At 39.5% G+C, this 18,144-nt stretch carries 12 protein-coding genes; all 12 read left to right on the forward strand.

The window, feature by feature from the left end:
- Window positions 1–42: 42 nt before the first annotated feature.
- On the forward strand, window positions 43–1,344 hold the full coding sequence (locus GGR21_RS03940) for a Gfo/Idh/MocA family protein (protein ID WP_183305866.1): 1,302 nt from the start codon (window positions 43–45) through the stop codon (window positions 1,342–1,344).
- Between the two features lie 11 nt (window positions 1,345–1,355).
- On the forward strand, window positions 1,356–1,622 hold the full coding sequence (locus tag GGR21_RS03945) for a hypothetical protein (protein ID WP_183305867.1): 267 nt from the start codon (window positions 1,356–1,358) through the stop codon (window positions 1,620–1,622).
- Window positions 1,619–2,812: a glycoside hydrolase family protein gene (locus GGR21_RS03950; protein WP_183305868.1), complete on the forward strand. Its 1,194-nt coding sequence runs from the start codon at window positions 1,619–1,621 to the stop codon at window positions 2,810–2,812. The genes GGR21_RS03945 and GGR21_RS03950 overlap by 4 nt, the downstream gene beginning before the upstream one ends.
- A gap of 30 nt (window positions 2,813–2,842) precedes the next feature.
- Window positions 2,843–3,871 carry an NAD-dependent epimerase/dehydratase family protein gene (locus GGR21_RS03955; protein WP_183305869.1) on the forward strand — a complete coding sequence of 343 codons (1,029 nt, stop codon included), beginning with the start codon at window positions 2,843–2,845 and terminating at the stop codon, window positions 3,869–3,871.
- Window positions 3,872–4,283: 412 nt separating this feature from the next.
- Window positions 4,284–5,351, forward strand: coding sequence for a dihydrodipicolinate synthase family protein (locus tag GGR21_RS03960; RefSeq protein ID WP_183305870.1), 1,068 nt, complete (start codon window positions 4,284–4,286; stop codon window positions 5,349–5,351).
- A 13-nt stretch (window positions 5,352–5,364) separates the two neighbouring features.
- Window positions 5,365–6,576 (forward strand): Nramp family divalent metal transporter, encoded by a 1,212-nt coding sequence (locus tag GGR21_RS03965; protein ID WP_183305871.1) that lies wholly within the window; start codon window positions 5,365–5,367, stop codon window positions 6,574–6,576.
- Window positions 6,577–6,580: 4 nt separating this feature from the next.
- Window positions 6,581–7,876, forward strand: a complete 1,296-nt coding sequence (locus GGR21_RS03970) for an amidohydrolase (protein WP_221232903.1) — start codon at window positions 6,581–6,583, stop codon at window positions 7,874–7,876.
- A 27-nt stretch (window positions 7,877–7,903) separates the two neighbouring features.
- Entirely contained in the window at window positions 7,904–10,642 is a 2,739-nt protein-coding gene (locus GGR21_RS03975) for a heparinase II/III domain-containing protein (protein WP_183305872.1), read from the forward strand.
- A 62-nt stretch (window positions 10,643–10,704) separates the two neighbouring features.
- On the forward strand, window positions 10,705–11,868 hold the full coding sequence (locus GGR21_RS03980; RefSeq protein ID WP_183305873.1) for an acyltransferase family protein: 1,164 nt from the start codon (window positions 10,705–10,707) through the stop codon (window positions 11,866–11,868).
- 344 nt (window positions 11,869–12,212) lie between these two features.
- Entirely contained in the window at window positions 12,213–15,341 is a 3,129-nt protein-coding gene (locus tag GGR21_RS03985) for a SusC/RagA family TonB-linked outer membrane protein (protein WP_183305874.1), read from the forward strand.
- 11 nt (window positions 15,342–15,352) lie between these two features.
- On the forward strand, window positions 15,353–17,005 hold the full coding sequence (locus GGR21_RS03990; protein WP_183305875.1) for a RagB/SusD family nutrient uptake outer membrane protein: 1,653 nt from the start codon (window positions 15,353–15,355) through the stop codon (window positions 17,003–17,005).
- A 153-nt stretch (window positions 17,006–17,158) separates the two neighbouring features.
- Window positions 17,159–17,980 (forward strand): FAD:protein FMN transferase, encoded by an 822-nt coding sequence (locus tag GGR21_RS03995; protein ID WP_183305876.1) that lies wholly within the window; start codon window positions 17,159–17,161, stop codon window positions 17,978–17,980.
- Window positions 17,981–18,144 lie beyond the last annotated feature (164 nt).

Below are 18,144 nucleotides of genomic sequence, written 5' to 3' on the forward strand. Positions count from 1 at the left end.
ATATAAAACAACTCATAAAATGACAATAAAAGAATAAGAACCATGAAAACACAGAATCTGTCTCGTAGAGATTTCCTGAAAAATATGGGAACGGCAGGAGGAGGGCTGATGTTATCCTCACTACCTTTAATACATATGTTCGCCCAAAACAACCATAAAGACGCGCAGGGTGGAAAAGCAAGGCTTGCACTCATAGGTACAGGATCGAGAGGTATGTACCACGTTAATCACCTATTGCAGATACCTCATGCCGAAGTTGTCGCCATATGCGATATCTACCAGCCACACCTCGATAATGCTGCTAAATTTTACCCGAAGGCAAAACAGTATAAAGATTACAATGATGCTATCGCCGACCCGAATGTAGACGGTATCCTTATTTCTACTCCGCTACATATGCATGCTCCAATCTCCATAGCAGGACTAAGAGCAGGAAAACATGTATTCTGTGAGAAATCGATGGCCCGTACATTAGAGCAGTGCAGGGAGATGTACGATACGTACAAAGAAACAGGCAAAGTCCTCTATATAGGAATGCAACGATTGTTCGATCCTAAATATCTGAAAGCGATAGAACTTATTAATGACGGAACCATAGGACAGATCGTTGGCCTGCGTAATTTCTGGTACAGGAACAACGATTGGCGCAGACCTGTGCCTGAACCATCATTAGAAAGACAGATCAACTGGCGACTGTATAAGGAATATTCGGGTGGTTTGATGACCGAACTTGCTTCACACCAGTTGCAAATGGGTACATGGGTAAATAAATCTTTGCCAGACTATATCACCGGCTTCGGAGACAATATCTTCTGGAAAGATAGCCGTACAGTTTACGACAGTGTTAGTGTAATTTATCACTACTCCAATGGTCTTCGTATGACTTTCGAATCCATCATTTCCAACAAGCGTTATGGTATGGACGAACAGGTACTGGGACATAAAGGGACTCTTGAACTCGCCCAGGGATTACTATACATGGAAAATCCCAAACCGGCACCGGGTATTCAGCAACTTATAAACCAGATAGAGCATAAAGTATTTGACAGCATTCCGTTTGCAGGACCTAGCTGGGTACCTGAAACAGCTTCAAATGTAAAAGGAGAACCGATTCTGGATAATATACAGACACACGACGGTTCAAATACAACCGGAGCTGCTATCGACGATGGTTCAAAAGCACTCGTTTCAGCTTTCTGTTCATCAGTGATCACAGGCGAAGCTATGCCGATGCTGGTAGAAGAAGCATATTATTCATCGGTACTGGCCCTGCTTGGAAATAAAGCAATGGAAGAACGTACTATATTAGAGTTCCCTCAGGAATATGTGATACCTTACTTATAAAAATGAAGATCATGAAAGATATAAAATTTAAATTAACAGCAAAAAGGCAAAAGACCGAACTTATTATATTCGCAGCATGCTTCCTGTTCGCCTTTTTATTAAACGTTTATTCTATCATCTCATTCGAAACAGAGTGGAAAGAACTATATACACAATTACTATGGGTGCTTAGCCTGAGCATAGGGTTCTACTTCCTAGTACTTTTTTTACGGTTACTATATTGGCTCATTGCCAGCGCATTCCGTAAAAAATCAACAGATAAAACTGACGTAAAATGAAACGTATACTATCCGCACTTTTAATTTTCACTCTCCAGTTTGGATTCTTACATGCTACAGAGCCCCAATATACAGAGAACGAGCGTGGCTCCGTCTGTGTAAAACCGGAGGATTTTGAAGGTGCTAATATATCCGGAAAAATCGCCAATGCGCTCAATTTCCTGAAAGAGTGCAATGGTGGAACAATAATATTTAAAGATAATCCAGTTTATCTTATTTCCGAAGCTATTGCCCTGCCATCCAATACAAAGATGATAGTGGATGGTTGCAAGATAAAGCTGGCCGATAATATTTTCGACAATATTATTCGTTCGGGAAATCTGGATATTGATCCGGAAAATCCAAATGGATACGTGAAACAATTGTTGCCAGCCCAGAATATCAGGATAGTCGGATTAAATGGTGCGGAAATAGAAGGTGCGGAAAACTTTTATGAAGGGGTTAATCCGAAAACAGGAGTGAAAGAGAAATGGCTCGGAGACTACTGGGGATGGCGCAATTATACGATCCTGCTCTCATTTGTCGATGGCTTTGAAATATCCGGACTGAAGGTAAGTAAAACTCATAGCTGGGGCATTGTACTGACCAACGGATGTAAAAACGGTCATGTAAACAAATTAGATCTGCATACCACCGTCAAGAACGGGGACGGAGTAAGCATCATTCAGGGAGGATCGGATATAGTGATCGAAAATATCACAGGCGAGACATCTGACGATACTATAATCCTTGCTGCATTCGACGAAACAAGATGGAGCAATAACAAATATGTATTCCCTCTATTACCTGTAAGATACTCCGATTATTCTTTTGGGGGCGACATACATGATATTACCTGTAGGAATATAGAAACATCTGGCATACACCATGTTATGATACTTCTGCCGTCACAACCTAAAATATATAACATTTACTGTTCCAATATAAGTGACGGGCCAAAAGGTGGCAAGCGGAAAGTTGTACGTATCTACGGTAACGGGCAATACGGAGAAGGCTTCAAACCGGGAAACATGTATAACATCTACATGAATGATATACGTTCTTATAAAACGGATATAGCCCTTGAATTTCTGGCACCAGTACACAATGCTCACTTCAATAAAATTACCCAACTAAATCCTAAAGGCACGGAAGTCCAGAACAATCCAGATAATGTGAATGTAAGGATAACCAATGTCACGAAAAAATAGCAGGGGGATTTAATCCAAAAGAAAGGTACTATGATGAGAACACCGATAAATGAACAGGAGCTGAACGATCTAATATCACAGCCCTGGAAGAAACTAATTGACTTTTTTAAAGAATTACCAGGTGATATTTCCATACTCGGGGCAAACGGAAAGATTGGATTATCCCTGTCGCTGATGGCGAAAAAAGCTATCGAAATGGCCAATGTGGATAAGAAGCTTTACGCTGTTTCCCGCTTTTCTTCCGAAGAAGGCAGATTATTGCTGGAAAGTCATGGAATTACCACCATAGCCTGCGACCTGAGCAACAGGGAAGAAGTACAGAAACTACCCAAAACGGAGAATGTGATCTTCATGGCCGGACGAAAGTTTGGAACAGAAGGTGCAGAGCCTTATACATGGGCGAAGAATGTGCTCGTCCCCGCGATTTGCGTAGAACATTTCAAAGAGTCGAGGATAGTAGCTTTTTCAACAGGTTGTGTTTATCCGTTGGTGTCTAAAGAAAGTGGAGGATCAGTAGAGTCTGACCGTCCCGAACCAATTGGTGAATATTCGCAGTCGTGCCTTGGTAGGGAACGTGTATTCGAATACTATTCCCTTATCCAAAAGACGCCTGCGCTACTGTTACGGTTAAATTACTCTACCGACCTGCGATATGGTGTTCTATGCGACATTGCGAAAAAAATATGGAACGACGAACCTGTTATCACTGATAATGAGTACTTCAATATATCCTGGCAGGGAGATGTGAATAACTATACCTTGCTGTCATTGAGTGAGTGTACATTTCCGGCTAATTACCTGAACATAACAGGCCCTGAAATTCTATCCGTAAAAGAAGTGGCTGAAGAGATGGCGGAAATAATGGGTAAAAAAGTCGTTGTAAAATGTACTGGAACAGACAGGTCATACCTCAACAATGCTGAAAAGTCTTTCAAATTGTATGGAAAGCCATCTGTAACGGCAAAAAAACTGATCCGCATGCAAGCAGAGTGGACTATGCAGGGAGGAAAAGAACTGAATATTCCGACTCATTTTGAGGTTGGTGACGGTAAGTTTTAAGACCACAGGTCTTTTTATTACTTTATTGAGAATGTAAATCTGTGGTTAAAATTATTATGATAGATATAAATAATGGTTCTATTATTAGGAACCTATGCACGGGAAGCTGACGCACTAGTGGCTTTGCCCGGTGGCATTAGGCCGTAGTGCTGGGCACCCGTCAGGTGAAAGGGGCGTGAAATTAAAAGCGTCCGACAGGACAATCTTTTAATTTAGCCCATGAATCTGTAACGGGTAGCACGGAGGGCGAGCCGCCAAAGCGTTTTTGGTTCCTTTTGCGGCTTTGGGCAAAAGGAACACAAGCAATCTTCGATTGCGCGTAGTATAAGATAATAGAACGATTAAGTTTTACGACTATTAACATTAAATATAAAGTTATAATCTAAAAACCTATTACTTAAAATACTCTTCCATGAAAATAACAGATATAGATAGCCATTTATTACAACTATTCCGCAAAGGAACAGTAATACCGGCAACTCCTCTTGCTTTGACGAAATTACGGACTGTGGACGAAAAATACCAGAAGGCACTTGTGCGTTACCACATCGATTGTGGCGTAGGAGGAATTGCTATCGGAGTACATTCTACTCAGTTCGAAATACGCGAACATGGCCTATTTGAGGGATTATTAAGCCTTGTTTCCGAAGAAATAGACAAATGGTCGGAATTCCGGGGTAAGAAGATATTGAAAATCGCAGGTGTTTGTGGGAAGACTGAGCAGGCTTTAAAAGAAGCTACTTTCGCATCGTCAACCGGATATCATGCTGCTTTAGTCAGCCTTTCAGCATTAAAAGAGAATAGCTTGGATGAACTGATCTTACATTGCAGACAGGTAGCTGAAATAATGCCGATCATCGGCTTCTATATGCAGACATCGGTAGGCGGTATCAATCTGCCTTATGAATTCTGGAAAGAATTTGCCGCCATCCCTAATGTACTGGGAATAAAGATAGCTCCTTTCGACAGATACAAAACTTTCGATGTGGTAAGGGCTATCTGCGATGTGGAAAAAGAAAAAGAGATTACGCTATATACCGGAAACGATGACAATATTGTGGCGGATTTGCTGTCTGAATATAAGATAGAAACTTCTACAGGAACAAAAAATATAAGGATAAAAGGAGGCTTGCTCGGGCACTGGTGTGTATGGACTAAAAAAGCCGTTGAACTTCTGGATGAGATTCATTCCATAACAGAGTCGGGCAAGGATATACCTCAAAGCTTATTAACCCGTGCCATTCAGATCACTGATTCGAATGCTGCGTTCTTCGATTCCAAGAATAAGTTTGCAGGATGTATTCCGGGATTGCATGAAGTCCTCTTCAGACAAGGACTGATGACCAATACCTTATGCCTGAACCCGGAAGAAGTATTATCAGACGGACAGAAAGAAGAAATATCAAGGGTTTACAATGCATACCCTCATCTCAATGACGACGATTTCGTCCGCTCTAATCTTTCTATGTGGTTAAAATAAAACACAAGACAAAATGAATACCAAAACTCCTTTCTTTCAGCAACTGCTATCATCGTTCGGCCCCGGCCTGATAACCGCTGCTCTTGTACTAGGGCCCGGAACAATTACAGTATGCAGCAATGTCGGGGCAACGACAGGCTACTCTATGTTATGGGTTGTTGTTATATCCTGCCTGTTTATGATCTGCATGACAAGAGTTGCTGCAAAGATGGGATGTGTATCGCCGTTGTCGTTATTGACCAATGTAGAGAATAATTACGGCAGGGTAGTATCTGTACTTGTGGGACTCAGTGTATGTTTTAGCTGTTCAGGATTCCAAACAGGAAATACTGTTGGCGTAGGCATATCAATGATGGAACTCTTCGGAGGAAATATACCTATATGGACTATTTTATTTTTAGCAGTCACCCTTGTTTTTATATGGACTTCCAATAACTTTTATTCATTACTGGAAAAAACCATGATTTTTCTTATCCTGATAATGGTAGTCGCTTTTGTTGGCAATATGTTTTTTATAGAAATAGACGGGGGTGATCTGCTTAAAGGCCTCATTCCTACCGCTCCTTCCAATAAAGCCCTCTGGATAGCCGTGGCATCCACCTCTTTCAGCGTAGCCGGAGCAGCAGGACAGGCGTATATGGTACAGGGAAAAAACTGGAAAGTAGAAGACCTGAAAAAAGGGCTAAGAGATGCTACAGTAGGCATACTTATTCTGAGCACGTTAGGTATTATAATAATTATCACATCAGCGGCCATTCTTCATCCTCAGGGAATAACAATTAAAAATGCGGTGGATATGGGATTGCAACTGGAGCCTTTCCTTGGTTCTTTCGGCAAATGGCTTTTCCTGATAGGCTTATTTGCAACCTCTCTTTCATCTTATGTGTCTAATGCTGCTCTGGGTGGAATGTTCCTTTGCGAAGCCTTGCATCTGGGTAAATCGATCAACGACCGCTGGGTAAAGGTATTTGCGTCGGGTATATTAGTATTCGGTACAATTATCGCTATCATATTCGGTTCCAACCCTATACAGCTTATCGTATTCGCTCAATCGATGACAATATTCGGAGCTCCTATCGTTGCTGTGGTTATCTTATTATTGTCTAACAATAAGAAGATGATGGGACAATACAGAAATTCCCTTCCGTTGAATATAATACTGGGAATAGCAACGGCATGGGCTATATATATTTCAATAAATCAACTCATAGCTTTAATACGATAACATTATGGGAACTATTAAAGATACAGTTGACAAAATCATAGACCTGAATTCAGAAGAGGTAATCGGTCTTGTAAAAGATATCGATCTACATCCCGAACTCGGATTTCAGGAACACCGGACGTCTGAGATAGTGGCCAAATATCTGAAAGAATGTTCATACGATGTGAAAGAGGAACTGGCAATAACAGGTCTGAAAACAATACTGAAAGGAAAACAATATAAATATACGATAGCTTTTATAGCAGAACTGGACGGCGTAGTATGTAAAGACAGTCCGAAAGCATCGCCCAAAGACGGGGCAACCCACACCTGCGGCCATAACCTGCAATTAGGGATATTGATGCTTGTTGCAAAAGCGTTAAAAGAATCTGGTGTAGCAAATGAACTGGATGGGAATATTGCATTTATAGCAGTTCCGGCCGAAGAATATATCCAACTCGAATACAGGCGGCAACTACAAAAAGAGGAAAAAATAAAATATTTGAGTGGCAAGCAGGAGTTTATCCGTTTAGGCTTATTCGATGATATAGATGCTGCTATACTACTACATGCCGAGCCAAACAGCGAAGTTGCCTCTATCCATTTATATAATACAGGTAATGGGTTCAAACTAAAAGATGTCGTATGTAAAGGGAAAACCGCACATGCGGCCGCTGCTCCCCACGAAGGGATTAACGCCCTGCATGCATTGGTTCAGGGAATAAACAATATAAATGCAATACGGGATACTTTCCAGGATGAGAACCATAGCCGGATACACTATATAATCACCAACGGCGGGGACAATGTGAATAGTGTTCCATCCGAAACCAGTCTGCAGGGTTATGTCCGGTCTTCTTCGATAGAGTCGATAGATAACCTCTCGGAAAGGTTCGATAAAGCTTTTTATTGTGCAGGAGAGAACTTTAATGCTAAAATGTCGGTGCGCACATCAGCCGGATATATGCCTCTTATCTGCAATCAAGCACTAAACAACGTGTTCGAAGATAATGCAAGAAAATATTTACCCAAAGAAAGCATTTACCACAAAGGGCACTTTATGGCATCTACTGATCTGGGTGACCTGTCCCATATAATGCCCGTTATACAACCTATGATGGGAGGGATAAAAGGAGGGTTGCATTCTCCCGATTTTGAAGTCACTGATTATAATGCGGCAATAGTTATCCCTGCAAAAATCGTGACAAACACGCTGATCGACCTATTAAGTGATAATAGAATGGAGAATATCCTAAAAGGTTATAAACCTGAATTGACTAAAGAAGAATATCTGCAATTGATGGAGAAAGACAATCTGTAATTGCCCTATTTTCTAAAAAAACTGTTTATGAATAAAAACAAAGACAACATATCATACCTTATACTTCTCATTACCGGCATTTTACTTTTGTCTGGAACATCTGTATGTGCAAAAGAAATTCTAACAGATGGAAAATACAGTGTCACTCTATATGCAAACAAAGCCGATATAAATAAAAAGACTACTAAAATAATCGGTAAGATAGGAACACCTAAAATAAAACTTGTTACGCTGAAAGATAATATAACTGAAAGGGCGAGCAATGAAATTGAAAATGATCCGGATATAACATACCAAATAAAATTACCCGTTGCTGGTAAATACAGGATATTTGCAGAAGTAGTCAGAGAAGATAAAGTCATCCCTGGAATGAAAGTTGAAACCCGTCTGGTCAAACTTAAAATAGATGGTCAGCGAATTACAAGACGGATAATTTCCAATCTTCACGAATACTCAGGTCACGATCTGGGAATATTTGATTTGCAGGCAGAGTCAGAAATAAAAATGTGGTTGCCCGAGAAAATATCTTTCGAATCAATCCGTATAGAAGAATATATGCCAATAGCAGTACCAAACGAAGCTGCTAACTATATTCCATACATCACGCCTCCTTCAGACAGGCCAAGTTTATGGGTGAATAAAAATAATCTACCCAGTATAAGAAAACGGTTGACGAAAGGAGAAAATCTTCCGGTCTGGCAGGAAGTGCAGAAAAAAGCAAAACAACCTTACCCTTTCGAATTCGATGTACGAAAAGAAATGTTTCACAACAATGAGATAGAAAAGATTGCTCTTATAAAGGCGTTTTATTATCTGATGACAGATGATCGCAAAGTCGGACAGGAAGTTGTCAATCTGATGCTGAATTATTTGTCCGTTCTCGAATTCGGGAATGTAAGACATGGAGACATTACCAGGGAACTGGGACAATCTATTTATACCGCAGCAATCACTTATGACTGGTGCTACAACCTGTTGAGTGAAAATGACAGGCATACACTTTATAATCACATGATGCGCCTTGCTCCCGAAATGGAAATAGGATGGCCTCCATTCAAGGAGCATGTGGTCAACGGGCATGCCAGTGAAGCTCAAGTTAACAGGGATCTGTTGGCTATGAGCATCGCTATTTATGACATAGACCCTCAGCCATATCGTTATACATCATATCTGCTGCTTGAGCACCTGTTGCCGATGAGAGCTTTTGAATACCAGTCGCCACGGCATAACCAGGGATTCGACTACGGAGCATACAGGCACGGTTGGGAAATGCATGCGGCATGGATGTTTTACAGGATGACAGGAGTACGCATATTCAACGATAATATCACAAGCCTGAGCAAATATTGGATATATATGCAACTGCCTGACGGCAAACGTTTTTCGGACGGAGATAAATTCTCAAAAACCCATGTCTCCTATCCTGAAACATTGCTGTTAGATTATGCATATGCTGATGATGCTGTACTCAAAGGAGAATTTGAACGACGTGGCGGATTAAGCAGAGCAAAAGATAATCCGATTCTTTTCCTATTGGTAAATAATCCCGATCTGAAAACGAATCCAGACCTCAATACTTTACCACTATCTATAGATTATGGAAATATCTTAGGTGGATTATCCGCAAGGACAGGCTGGAATATGGAAGAAGGAAGCAACGATGTAGCGGCAGAAATACGAGGTGGAGGATATCATTTCGGAAACCATCAGCATTGCGATGCAGGCTCTTTTCAAATCTATTTTCATGGAGAACAGGTATTTAATGTCGGCATATACAGGGCTTACGGAACCCCTTACGATTTCAATTTTTATAAAAGATCGGTAGCTCACAATACAATACTGGTAAAAGATCCGGACGAAAAACTGGCGCACAGGACAAATATCAATGATGGCGGAAGCAGATTTAACCAGAGGAATCCAAAGACACCGGAAGAAGCGATGAACGATCCCTGGTTCGATTACGGAACCGTGATCTCCGCCGATTTCGAGGCGAATACTTTAAAACCATCATACAGTTATTTCAAAGCCGATCTTACAGCCGCTTATTACAGTAAAACAAGTAATTACACACGCAGTTTCTGCTTCCTTAACCTGAATAGGGAAGATATTCCGGCGGCGATCATACTGGCGGATGATCTTATCACATCGAAAAATGATTTCGAAAAATACTGGAAGATAAATACATTCAATCAACCTTCTTTTTCTGATCAGAATGTTGTTTTACATAATAGCAGTGGTGGCCAGGTAGGTAAAACACATATGAATATGTTGCTTCCGCGACCCGAAGACAGACAAATCGAAATTTCCAGCCTGAAGGACTCTACAAGTGTTTTAGGGCTTCAATATCAGATTAAATATCCGACTCCCGAAGCAAATGCCTATCAGGTAGTGGCATATCCTAAAAAGAATAAAAAGCATAATCGCTTCCTTACTGTATTCCAGATGACTGCCGACGGAACAGAACCATTACCTGTTGATTTCTACGAAACAGACAATAAATATGTTATTTCCCTTCAAGACCGCATAGTGTGCATGAGTGCCGGGTACGGACAAATACAGGATTCATTTTCTCTAAACATAGATAGAAACACTGAAATTCAAATACTTATCACCGATCTAAAACCCGGATTTTGGAATATACGGAATATGGAAACCAATACAGATCGAAATTTTAAAGTAGAAGCCGGAAAGAACACTATTTTCTTCAAAGGAGGAAAGGGCAAATACATAATTACTCCGGGGCGGTCTTATGTTGTTGGGGAATAGTATAACAGAAAAGTATAAATTTTTCCGGAAAAGTATTTATATAACAAACAAAAAATAATACCATGATTCAGAAAACGAACAACAGACTACTATCCCTTGACGTATTACGGGGATTAACTATTGCCGGAATGATATTGGTAAACAATGCCGGCTCGTGGAGATATCAGCCATTAAGCCATGCCGCATGGGACGGGCTAACTCCGACAGATCTGGTGTTTCCCTTCTTTATGTTCATCATGGGGATATCAACATTCATATCGCTTCGCAAATTCAACTTTGAATGTAATAAACCAACATTGTTCAAAATATTGAAAAGGACAGTGGTTATTTTCCTCATCGGATTGGGATTAAACTGGTTATCATTATCTTTTCGTACTTTCCATAACTTATCAGCGGAAGAAATGGGCTTTGGGGAACGTTTCATTAAAGCCATTACAAATTTCGAATATATCCGCATATTAGGAGTAATGCAAAGACTGGCCATTACATATGGTGCTACAGCCTTGATTGCAATTCTTGTAAAGCACAAATATATTCCCTATATCATTGTAACTGCATTGATCGGCTATTTCCTGTTACTCTTTTTCGGAAACGGATTCGAATTCAGCGAAAACAATATCGTCTCTACCCTCGACAGAGCCATATTGGGAACAAAGCATATGTATAAGGATAGCGGAATGGCCATAGACCCGGAAGGATTACTAAGTACAATACCGGCTATCGCTCATGTATTAATTGGTTTCTGGTGCGGAAAGGTTTTGTTGGCAACAAAAGATAACAATGAACGGATACAGTATCTGTTTATCGCTGGTGCAATTATGACCTTCCTTGGATTCCTTCTGAGCTATGGATGCCCGATAAACAAAAAAATATGGACTCCTACTTTTGTTCTGGCTACTTGCGGGATGGCCTCCACACTGCTGGCTCTACTGATATGGATCATAGATATCAAGGGATATAAAAAATGGAGTGTCTTTTTCGAATCATTCGGAGTAAATCCCTTATTTATATACGTAATGGCAGGCGTAGTCTCCATTCTGTTAGTGAACATCTCGTTTATATATAATGGAGATGCTATCAGTATCAGGGACTTCATATATCAGGCATGTATACAGCCATATTGTGGCAATTACTTCGGTTCGCTTGTCTATGCGCTATTATTTGTCGGCTTCAACTGGGTAATAGGAAATATATTATATAAAAAGAAGATCTTTATAAAGATATGATAATGATAAAGATACTTTTAACAGACATATAAATCAAAATGACGGAATTTGAGGATTCTTTAGCTCGAATGGACTACTAAAGAGGTAAAAGAATCAATATTTTTGTTTTAGAGTACATCGAAATACTAAAATAAATAATCAGCTGCTATTTATAAATTTTTAAGTATTTAAACCCTCCTATAAACTCTGAAATTATGAATGCAACAAAATGAGGTATCTGAACTAAGGTTGGAATCTGGTAATTAACTGAGAATGCCATTCACAAAACATATTGTGAAATTGTCTTTTTGTAAATGAAAAACGTTTAAGGCTATAAACCAACGTAAAATGTAAAATCTAATAATATGAAAAACTTCAAGAAGCTTATTTTAGGAGCACTAACCTGCTCCATAATATTGGGGTTATCCAATATTACTGCATATGCATACACGCATGATGAAGCGCTGAACAGTAGTAATACTGAAACATTATCCACTACTCCAATGCAACAGAAAAGAATACAGGGTACTGTTGTAGACGAACTGAGAGATCCTCTTATTGGTGCCAGCATTACTGTCAAAGGCACAACAAATGCTACAATGACCGATATTGATGGTAAATTTTCCCTGAATGCAAATGCCGGTTCTGTAATAGTCGTTACATTTGTCGGCTACCACACAAAAGAAGTTTCCATTGATTCGAAAAGCAACTATGACATCCAATTAGAATCAAACTCTCACATAATGGACGACATTGTAGTTGTAGGTTACGGTACCATGAAAAAACAAAACATGACAGGTGCTGTTTCGTCCGTTAAATTTGACGAGGCATTATCGAGCCGTCCTACTATGAGTTTGTCTTCTGCCCTTACGGGATTAAGCGCAGGATTGAACATTTCGCAATTGTCGGGAACACCGGGTGCAGAAGATGTTAATATTATGGTGCGAGGCAGAGGTACAATGAATGATTCTTCTCCTTTAGTGGTAGTAGACGGAGTACCGGGAGCTCTGAATGATATAAATCCAAGTGATGTAGAAAGTGTATCTATACTTAAAGATGCGGCATCTTCAGCCATTTATGGGTCGCGTGCTGCTAATGGTGTTATTCTTGTTACTACAAAAAGAGGAACCGAAGGTAGAGTAAACGTCACCTATAACGGATATATAGGCTGGCAAAAAGCCGCAAAAACTCTTGATTTTATATCTGATATGGCAACCCATATGGAGATGGTAAATATAGGAGCGGAAAATATAGCTCTTACTACTACTGGTAAACCTAGAACAAGTGATAAATACGACAAAAGTCTTATTGAAGAATGGAGAAGAGAGTCCGCGGCAGGTAACCCATTATATCCCAGTACAGACTGGTATGACGAAATGCTGAATACATCTGTTCTTACCGAGCATAACCTGTCGGTAAGGGGGGGGAGCGAAAAAGCTAATTTTTCTTTCTCTTTGGGATATTTAAACAATAAAGGTATAATTGATAATTCAGGATATACAAAATACTCTTTCCGTCTGAGTGCCGATTCGAAGGTGAATAACTGGCTACAACTGGGTGGACATGTTTTCGGTTCGTGGTCGGACAGGGATCCTATTGATGTTAATCAATTTTTTGGACAGATTAAAGATACAACTCCAGGGACTATCCCAAAATCGGAAGACGGACGTTATGGAAGGGCAATGTTTCCGGGCTTACCGGCTGGATACAATCCGCGGGCATATGTCGATCATGTACGTGGAAATTATGAAAGGCAGAAGTTAGGATTAAAGTTTTATAAAAAAGTAAAATTCCTGAAATATCTGGAGTGGGAAAGCAGTTTCGGTTTCAATTTCGATAACAGGCGTAACTGGGAGTATTCCATGCCTTATGATGTATGGAATTTCCAAACAGAAACCAAAGAGGGTGGTAATACTCTCACTGAAGACAAATTGTTTAATGGTACCCGGAGAGATTATTCAACCATTCTGAATACATTATTACGGTTTAATTATTCTTTGAATAAAGAGCACAATTTTGCAGCATTGGTTGGTATCGACCAGCAATATAACCGTATGGACAGATTCGATGCTACTAAGGATGACATATTGGGTAACGATGTCCTTTATATAATGAATGCCGGTGTAGAGATGAAAAGTATAACAGGTGATGCTACAGATGATGCCCTCAGATCCTATTTCGGACGCATCAACTATGATTATAAAGGCAAATATTTATTCGAAGCCAATGCCCGTTACGATGGATCTTCCAGATTTGCAAAAGATAACAGATGGGGCTTTTTCCCTTCATTTTCAGCAGGATGGAGAGTCACCGAAGAATCCTTTGCTGAATCATTGAAAACTGTTTTTGATGATATTAAAATAAGGGGATCGTGGGGTAAACTTGGTAACAACAGGATTGGAGATTATACTTATCAGGTAATATATAATTCTCTAAAATATCCTTTTGGAGGAAAAGTTCAACAAGGCGTTGCTCCTACCGAACTGGCTAATGATAAGGTAAAATGGGAGACTACCACCATGACCAATATTGGGTTAGATCTGGTCCTTCTGAAGAACAGATTAACATTAAGCGCTGAATATTATAATAAAACAACCAACGATATATTGGTACAAATTCCTGTACCATATGTATTGGGAAAGTTCAACCCTTTCTGGCAAAATATTGCTGAGATGAGGAATAATGGTATTGAATTACAGGTAACCTATCATGGAAATGCCGGAAAAGACTTTTCATATAGTATCAGCGGAAACTTATCGACAATCAGCAACAAAGTGGTGAAATACGGCGAGGTAACAGATAACGGAGCGACAGTCATACAAGAAGGAAGCCCTTATGGAGCATTCTATCTTCTCGAGTTCGACCATATTATCCAAGATCAGGCTGAAATAGACCAACTAGTGGCAGACGGCTATACCTGGAGTGCCAATCTAGGAAATAAGCCATTACCGGGTGATATGCTATATAAAGATTCAAACGGGGATAAGATTTTTGATCTGAATGATCGAGTTGCCAGAGATTACACGACTCTTCCCAAACTCACTTATGGGATAAATATCAATCTGGCATATAAAGATTTTGATATAAATATAGTAGGGCAAGGCGTAAGCGGTTCGAAAGGATATTGGAACGATGGATATAATACCTTTAATATTAATGAAGGTCAATTAATGAGAACTAATGTTTTGGAACACTGGACCCCAGAAAACAAGTCGACTAAGTATCCACGCCTATCGGAAGGAGGATCTCTAAATGTTTCTGCAAGTGATTACTGGTTATATAATACATCTTACTTCAGGATAAAATCGATACAACTGGGATATACTTTACCTAAAAAGTTAACATCAAAGTTTCAGGTCGAAAGGTTAAGATTGTATACCAATCTGGAAAATTACTTTACAATCACCGGCTTCAAAGGATATAATCCGGAAAATACAAGTATGGCTTATCCTATTATGAAACAATGGGTTATTGGTTTAAATCTAACATTTTAAATAAAAGAGATATGAAAAACAAAATAATATTAATTTTACTATCTGTTTGTCTTCTATCTTCTTGCAGTGATAGTTTTCTCGATCGGAACTCACTATCAGGATTATCTGGAGGAGATTTCTGGACAACTCAGGAAAACGCCATATTGGGTATTAATACCTTATATCATTCTAACCGTGAATATACGAGTGGTAATGGTGCAGGAATAACAAATCCCGCCGTCTTTATAGGTATAATGGAATACGGAATGCTCGATGATTTTACGGATATTTCTTACCATTCGCTAAATATCCCAATGGTAACCGGGACAATTGCTCCAAATAATGTAATGTTTTTAAATTATTGGGGAATATTATATAAAGGTATTTACCGTGCAAATACAGGCCTTAAATATATACCTGATATAGCGATGGATAATGACATCAAAAACCGCTGTATAGGTGAAGCCAAATTTTTCAGAAGTTATTTCTACTTTAAGTTATGGGATTTATATGGAGGCGTTCCTATTTATGATTACGCGATGAATCCGGATGAAGCATACAAACCCCGTAATACAGAGAGGGAAGTATATGAATTTATAGTACAGGATATGACTGACGCATATGCTCTGTTACCTGAAAAATATGAAAGTACCGATGTTGGACGGGCGACTAAATGGGCTGCACTGGCAATGCGGGGTAAAGCTCATCTCTGGGCAAAAGAATATGCAAAAGCTGCTGCGGATTTTAAAGAACTGATGGAAAAAAGCGACAGAAAACTAGTTGATGACTACGAAACTCTCTTTCATGTGGATGGAAATAATAACAGTGAAGTTATTTTGGATGTTCAATATACAACGGAAGCCGGACATGGAATACCTACAGGCAGATGGTGGATAGCGAGCGCAAAAGCGTCTCCATCTCCCGGACAACGGTCACGTCCAACAAATGAATTAGTGAATTCATATGAAATGATCGATGGTACTCCTTTTGATTTTAATAATTTTACTAATGCGAAAGGAGAACCATTCAACCCTAATAATGAAGAAGACTGGAATGATGAGGCTTCTGTCAGAAAATTATATGAAAACAGAGATCCCCGTTTACAGCAGTCGATAGTAGTACCCTGGTCAACATATGTTGGTTTAAATAATAGTACATATATTTATAGGTTTCCTGAAACCAGTGACGCGGATAGCTATACAATGGTTTTCCCTAATAACTATGCCTGGCGTAAATTTGTCGAACCGGGAACACGATATCTTACAGATTTATATAATGTCCCACAAAATATACCTCTTATCCGCTTAGCTGACATCATGTTGATGTATGCTGAAGCACAGAATGAAGCATTAGCATCCCCTGACCAATCTGTTTATAAAGCTGTAAACGATATTCGTGACAGGGCAGGTATGCCTGATCTGCCTACAGGCCTGACTAAAGACCAGATGCGAGAAAGAATACGCCATGAAAGAAAAATAGAGCTTTGTGTTGAAGGGCAACGCTATTCAGATATTCGCAGATGGGGGATTGCCAAAGAATTGGTAGACAAGTTCGAAATGAAAGCAATTAGAGGCGGCGGCGCTATTCGAGTAAAAGGATTCGGCGATCAGTATTATCTATGGCCAATACCGCAACAGGAAATTACTTTGAATCCGAGTTTAACACAAAATCCGGGTTGGGAATAAACATAAACATCGGCGATTTCGGTTACATAGGTTAATTATTTGATATATAGATTGATAAAAGAGGAAGTTAGAATCGCTGATTCATTCCTCTTTTATTATTTTATACTTTTAAATCTTTTTATTACTTTTAGTTAGTTCAATAAGCTGATAACAATGGATACTTCAAACTCATACTCGGAATTCTACGAATCATCTAACCTGTTTCACGGATCGTTAATGCACGCGATGGGCACCAGACTGGATGTTATAATCGTGGAGCCCAATAAAAACACATCGATGATCTGCTGGGAAAGGATTGAAGAAGAGATTTCACGGTTATCGCTGCTATTTAATAAGTTCGATGAAAGGAGTGAGTTATTTACTGTAAATCAGAAGGCTGCTCAATCTCCTGTTGCTGTGAGTAATGAACTGTGGACCGTATTAATAGACTGTAAACAATATTTCAACATGACTTCCGGTTACTTTGATATCAGCCTCAAGGATTATAATCAGGTAATACTGGATGCGAAAAAACGAACCGTCTATTTTAAAGATGAGCAAATTCAATTGGATCTGGGGGCATATGCCAAAGGCTATGCACTGGAGAAAATCCGCAATATATTACATGATCAGTATGTCAGTTGTGCCCTGATCAATTTCGGGAATAGTTCCGTCCTTGCATTAGGTTCCCATCCTCATGGCGACTATTGGCCTATCGGAATAGAAGACCCTTATAATCCCGAAAATACACTCGGAATAGTAGAACTTGTTGACAACACCTTGTCTACATCCGGAAACATGCCCAGTCATACAAAACATATCCTCGATCCTCATACAGGGACATATACAGAAGCGCGAAAAATTGTATCTGTAAAAGCAGTAAACGCAATTGATGCTGAAGTCCTTTCCACAACTTTGATGATAATTCCCGATGAATTGGCAAGCTCTGTATTATCCAATTTTATCGTTGATGAATATTTATCTTTTGACCTGTAATAAGGGTTAAGATTATCATTCGCTCATAGCCCATTAATAATCATGATAACAGGATTTCGGAATATTTTTTTCTTATCATACCTACCAGATCAGCAGTCCTCAATCATTCCAAAAACACCAATATACCATGTTTATGGTATAAAAATACCTTATTTTGGCGATTA

Source organism: Dysgonomonas hofstadii (assembly GCF_014196915.1).
GTDB lineage: Bacteria > Bacteroidota > Bacteroidia > Bacteroidales > Dysgonomonadaceae > Dysgonomonas > Dysgonomonas hofstadii.